The organism is Nitratifractor sp. (assembly GCF_015487065.1).
GTDB lineage: Bacteria > Campylobacterota > Campylobacteria > Campylobacterales > Sulfurovaceae > Nitratifractor.
This window is the reverse complement of sequence record NZ_WFQN01000027.1, coordinates 1-5,957: the sequence shown is the minus strand read 5'-3', so window position 1 is coordinate 5,957 and position 5,957 is coordinate 1. Positions and strand designations below refer to the sequence as shown.

Below are 5,957 nucleotides of genomic sequence, written 5' to 3'. Positions count from 1 at the left end.
TCTCGTCGGGAAGCGTGTTGGGCTTGAGCTCGAACTCGCTGACCACTTCACCGTTTTTGAGGATGACACCCTCGTAAGGCTTGACGATAATTTCGTCGCCGGTCTCCAACTTGTCGACGGGGGCTTCGATCGGCAGACAGCCGCTGTCCTCAGCAGTGTTGAAGAAGATCGGCGCGATGATGGAACCGATGACCACCCCGCCGGTGCGTTTGTTGGGGACGCCGGGGATGTCATGGCCGAACCACCACTGCACGGAGTTGATTCCGGACTTGCGGGAGCTTCCGGTTCCGACGACATCGCCCACGTAGGCCAGGTCGTTGCCCTTCTCTTTGAGCTTTTTGATGGTCTCGAGGGGCTTCTCCATCCGACTGGTCAGCATCGACTGGGCGTGCAGAGGGATGTCGGATCGGGTGAAAGCTTCACTGGCGGGAGAAAGGTCGTCGGTGTTGGTTTCGCCGGGGACTTTGTAGACCGTCAGCTTCATCTCTTCAGGCAGGGGCTCACGCTTGAGGAACCACTCGGCGTTGGCCCAGGATTCGATCACCTCTTTGGCAAAAGCGTTGCCTTCATCCATCAAGCTCTTGACATCGTTGAAGGCATCGTAGACGAGGATCGTGTGCTTGAGTTCGTCGGCTGCCGCCTGGGCCACGGCGGGATCTTCGTGCTTGAGCGCCTCGACCAGGGGACCGACGTTGTAGCCGCCCAGCATGGTGCCCAGGATCTTGACCGCCTCGACCTTGTCGATGGCTTTGCAGTGGGCATCACCGGTGATAATGGCATTGAGAAACGCCGCTTTGACGTAGGCGGCATCATCCACACCCGGGTTGATGTGGTTTTTGAGCAGGTCGAGGAGATACGCCTCCTCGGGGATGGGGTCCTGCTTGAGCAGCTCCACCAGCTCGGCGGTCTGCTGCGCGGTCAGCGGCAGCGGAGGTACGCCCAGCTTGGCGCGTTCTTCGGTGTGTTTTTTGTAATCTTCGATCAGAGACATTCGTTTCTCCCTCGTTGTCTTGGATTGGGTAACATTGATGGTAGCAAAAGCCCGGTGAAAGTCTCGGATAAACCCGGCAATTCACCTGAACGCCCATAAAGGATGTATCGGATAGTTACAAAAGCACTTGGACAATTCACTCGCCTAAATCTGACAATTACCTTACACTTCTACACATCTAAGTCCTTTTCCGTTACAATCACCGATAATGAATCCGATACAGAAAAACCGACAACATTCCCATTTTTTACTTGAAGAGTCGATCGAGCCTTTTATCGTCGAACAACTCTATCTTCATGCCAGGCGCAGTCTTCTCTTTCTTTTGATGGTAACATTTTTCATGACCGTACTCCTAACGGATATAGGGACAATACCCCATGGTATCCTCTATACCTGGAGCCTCCTGCTGATCGGGATGACCGGCTACCGGCTTGGGGATGTTCTCGCCTATCAGAAACATTTTACTTTTGCACGTCTCAATAGGTCTCAGGCTTATCGTCTCTACCGAAAATTTTTTATTACAGCGATGTTGACGGCTCTGATGGTGGGAATCTCTGTTCCGCTTTTTGCTCCCTACCTGCAGGATACCTATCTCAAATTCTCTCTTTTTACCTACATTATCGGCATCACTGCCGGGGCAATGGCCGCCCTCTTCCCCAGTCTCAGACTGGCCGCTTCTTATGCGACGCTGACGACCCTGCCGATGATCCTCTATCTCTTTCGTCTATCCGATCATTACGCCTTGCTCTACGTCGGGATTGTCATCCTCTTCATCATCGTCATCACACTCATCGCCCAGACGACACATCGATACATGAGAGAGGTTTACGGCCATCGCAATCAGCTGCTTGAAAAAGAGGGAGAGCTTCTTGCCCTCTTCGAACAAACCCCTATTCCGATTTTCTATTTCGATACGAATCTCAAGATCCAAAAGTATAATCAGGCTTTCAAGGATTTTTTTGAGATACCTCCTCATACAAAACTAGAGGGGTTCGATCTCAATCAATTGCGCCACAAAGAATCGGTCAATATGATGCGTAGCGTTCTGGATACCGGGCAGACAAAGGAATATAACGGTCTTTATCTCTCGACGTTCACCCCCCAAGAGTACTGGCTTCAGGCCAAGGCGGCACCGCTTTTCAACGCCGACGGTCACTTGATCGGCGGCGTCACCAGTTTTCAGGACAAAACGATAGAGATCAAGAGTATCGAACACCTGGAGGAGTTGGCTTCTCTCGATCCCCTGACCAATCTGCGTAATCGCCGCAGTCTCCTGCAACGCCTCCAACCCGTGGTAGAAAATCAGGTACACAGTTCCAAACGTTCTTTGCTCTATTTCCTCGATCTCAACCAATTCAAACCGATCAACGATACCCTGGGGCATCCCTTCGGAGACCGGGTTCTCAAAGAGGTCGCCGATCTACTCAAAACGCTGGTCCCCGAAAACGCGGAGGTCTTTCGACACGGCGGGGATGAGTTTGTCATACTCCATACCGACTGCTGCCAAACTGACACGGAGGCAAAAACGATAGGGGCCCGCTTTGCCAAAGCCATCAACCATGCCATGAAAGGAGAGTTGCTTTTCGAGAATTATCATCTGAAAATAAGCGCCAGTATCGGAATCGTCATTGTGACTCCCCAAATGGATGATGCCAATGAGATCATCCGCCTTGCCGATATTTCGATGTACCGGGCAAAAAGCCGGAAACAGGAATATGCCTTTTATGACAGTGAAATGGATGCACAACAACGTAAGCGCTTCTTTTTGCACCAGGAACTCAACCGCGAGGAGCTCTTTTCCCAGCTTGAACTCTACTATCAACCTTTTTATACACGAAAATGTCAGCAACTTATCGGGGCCGAAGCTCTGCTTCGCTGGCGCCACCCGACCCTCGGGTTTTTGTCGCCCGCCGAGTTCATTCCTCTCGCCGTCGAGAGCGGAGAAATTCACCGAATCGGCCGCTGGGTCAGAGCAGAGGTCTGTAAGACCCTCGACGAACTCAACAAACGGGGGAACCGACTCTCCTTTATTTCCACCAACATCGACGCTCGTGAAATGGGCTATGAGGATTTTGTCCCCACATTGGAGCAAACCCTCAAATCCTACAATATCGATCCGACACAACTCGTCATAGAAATCACGGAAACCACACTGATGGACAACTTTGAACTCTTCCATAGCAAGATCAACCAAGTCAAAGACTGGGGGGTTCGTTGGGCCATCGATGATTTCGGCACCGGGTACTCATCGCTTTCGTACCTGGAAGGGTTGCCCTTCTCGCTGCTGAAAATCGATCGAAGCTTCATCACCGGAATCATCGAAAATCCCAATACGTCCTTTCTTGTTACACATATCGTCGAAATCGCTTCACATTTTGGCTATAGTATCATCGCCGAAGGAATCGAAACCAGGGAACAGATGAAAAAACTCCTTGAAATCTGTCCTGAGATAATATGTCAGGGGTACTATTTCAAGCACCCGATGCCTCAAGAGGATTTTTTCGCACTGCTGCCAGCCAAGGAGGGATGAGATGTATCTGTTTTCCGACCGCCTCTACCGCAAAGAGGAGATTGTACTGGATGACAAGAAAAAACAGGTGATCTTCACCACCATCGACAATACGACGATCCTACAGTGGTTGCGGGATCATGACTTCCCCGAGAGCTTCATCGAAGATATCCGCAACGAAGATCAAAGTATCACCTATGAAGAGCACGATCGTTTCAAACTCATCATCCTCAAATATTTCATCAGCGACGAGGAGGATGACCTGCTCTACCATGATGAGAACGTGGTCATCATCGTCACCGAAAACACCTTCATCTTCCTCGGACGGGACGAGAAGATCATCAAGAGCCTCACCGCCAAACTCTACAAGCGCTACCGCCAAAGTGATTCTTTGGCTTACATCACCTACACGGTCATCGACATCATGGTGGACCACACTATGTGGATCATCGACCGAATCGACGACCGGCTGGAAGAGATCGAGGACCGGATCTTTGCCGAAGAGCTGGACGAAGAGACGGTCCAGAAAGACCTCTATTTCGCCCGGCGCACCCTCAACCGCGTCGCCAAACTCTCGGTACAATCGACGGATGTGGTCAACAAGATCTACAACCACTTCCCTGTCGAAACGCGCAAAAAGCTCAAATATGAGTTTATCGACCTCAAGGAGCACCTCTCCTTCTCCATCAACGAGTCCAAAAACTATCTGGACCGCACCGGATACCTGCAGAACCTGCTGATGGGCTTTCTGAGCAACCGGATGAACCAGGCGATGCAGCGCCTGGCGGCCATCAGCCTGATCTTCCTGCCTCTGACCTTTATCGTCGGCAACTACGGGATGAACTTCAAATATATGCCGGAGCTGGAATGGAAATACGGTTACGCCCTGGTCTGGGGGCTCAACATCGCCATCGGCTGGTTTATCTACCGCTGGCTCAAAAAGCAGAAGTGGATCTGACGGGGATGAGGCGTATCACCACCCCTTCGGTGGTCCTTCGGATCCTGATCTGGATTCTCCTGCTGGTCGGAGGAGCCGCCTTCTCGATCCGAAACGATCTGAACCGTTTCCCGGAGCTTTTCGACAGCCTCCCGTTCCACCTCCTGACCCTGCCCCTGGGGCTGATTGTCCTGACCCTCTCGTTTCGGGCCGCCGCCGTCGGAGGACGGGAACTGGCCCGACACGGACGCGAGGGCAGTCTCCCCCGTCTCGAGACCAACCGACTGGTCACCGGCGGGATCTACCGCTGCAGCCGCCACCCGATGCTCTTCGGCCTGATGCTCCTGCCTCTGGGGGTCGCTCTGCTGCTGGGATCACCGACCTTCATCTTTTTCGTCGCGCCGGCGGAGGCCCTCTTCATCCTGGTGATGATCCTGACCCTGGAGGAGCAAGAAGCGATCGGGAAATTCGGTGACGCCTACCGGGAGTACCGCCGGCAGACCCCGCTCGTTCCCCGATCCCTCCGGTGCTGGCGGATGCTCTTCGGTCGGGAACGACAAAACGAAAAATGAACGCTCTCCCGATCCACTCCGTCCTTCCCCGATTGCGGGAAGCACTGCACTCCCGTCACCGCGTCATCCTCCAGGCCGATCCCGGAGCGGGCAAAAGTACCGTGGTCCCGCTGGAACTGATGGAGGAGCCGTGGCTGGGCGACCGCCGGATTCTCATGCTCGAACCGCGACGTCTGGCGGCCCGGATGGTGGCGACGCGCATGGCGGAAACCCTCGGAGAACGTCCGGGAGAGCGGGTGGGCTATCGGATGCGGGGCGAAGCGAAGGTCTCCGACCGAACCCGGATCGAGGTGGTCACGGAGGGGATCCTCACCCGGATGCTTCAGGGCGATCCAGCCTTAGAAGCAGTGGGGCTGCTGATCTTCGACGAGTTCCACGAACATTCCCTCCACGCCGATCTGGGGCTGGCCCTGGCGCTCCAGAGCCAGGAACTGCTCCGGGAGGATCTGCGGATCCTGGTGATGTCCGCGACGTTGCAGAGCGACGAACTTCTCGGCCTGCTGGGCCGGGAGACCCCCCTGATCCAAAGCGCCGGTCGTTCCCATCCGGTGACGCTGCACTACCGTGACCCCCGTGCCCCTGTCGTCACACCGGACAACCTGGCTGCCGAAACCGCCCGCACCGTCAAAGAGGCACTGCAGCGGCACGAAGGCTCCCTGCTCGCTTTCCTCCCCGGCCTTCGGGAGATCCGACAATGTACCCGCTTCCTGGAGGGGGTGGGACCGGAGGTGGAGGTATTGGAGCTCTACGGCGCCCTGGATCCCGCCGCGCAGCGCCGTGTCATCCGCCCCGCACCCCCCGGCAGGCGCAAAGTGATCCTAGCCACCAATCTGGCTGAGACCAGCCTCACCATCGAGGGAATCCGCATCGTCGTGGACGGCGGCTACCGGCGGGAGGTCTCCTACGACGCCGCCGTCGGAATGGAGCGGATGCAGACCCGTCCTATCG

At 54.9% G+C, this 5,957-nt stretch carries 4 protein-coding genes and 1 pseudogene; 4 read left to right on the top strand and 1 reads right to left on the bottom strand.

Annotated elements, in window-relative coordinates:
* Positions 1 to 991, bottom strand: a pseudogene (locus F8I07_RS01295) (aconitate hydratase B); the annotation flags it as partial.
* 340 nt (positions 992 to 1,331) lie between these two features.
* Here F8I07_RS01295 and F8I07_RS01290 point away from each other — a divergent pair.
* From F8I07_RS01290 to F8I07_RS01275, 4 genes are all read left to right on the top strand, one after another.
* A complete protein-coding gene (locus tag F8I07_RS01290; RefSeq protein ID WP_292654718.1) occupies positions 1,332 to 3,521 on the top strand; it encodes an EAL domain-containing protein in 2,190 nt (729 codons plus the stop codon).
* 1 nt (position 3,522) lies between these two features.
* Entirely contained in the window at positions 3,523 to 4,458 is a 936-nt protein-coding gene (locus F8I07_RS01285; RefSeq protein WP_292654716.1) for a magnesium transporter CorA family protein, read from the top strand.
* A complete protein-coding gene (locus F8I07_RS01280; protein WP_292654714.1) occupies positions 4,368 to 5,009 on the top strand; it encodes an isoprenylcysteine carboxylmethyltransferase family protein in 642 nt (213 codons plus the stop codon). Before F8I07_RS01285 ends, F8I07_RS01280 begins: the two co-directional genes overlap by 91 nt.
* Positions 5,006 to 5,957: DEAD/DEAH box helicase (locus F8I07_RS01275; protein WP_292654711.1), on the top strand; the 952-nt coding region annotated here is incomplete at its 3' end. The genes F8I07_RS01280 and F8I07_RS01275, both read left to right, overlap by 4 nt.

Excerpts from the sequence above, each read along its gene's own strand:
- F8I07_RS01290 (WP_292654718.1), top strand. The coding sequence starts at position 1,332 with ATGACCGTACTCCTAACGGATATAGGGACAATACCCCATGGTATCCTC.
- F8I07_RS01285 (WP_292654716.1), top strand. The coding sequence starts at position 3,523 with ATGTATCTGTTTTCCGACCGCCTCTACCGCAAAGAGGAGATTGTACTG.
- F8I07_RS01280 (WP_292654714.1), top strand. The coding sequence starts at position 4,368 with ATGGAAATACGGTTACGCCCTGGTCTGGGGGCTCAACATCGCCATCGG.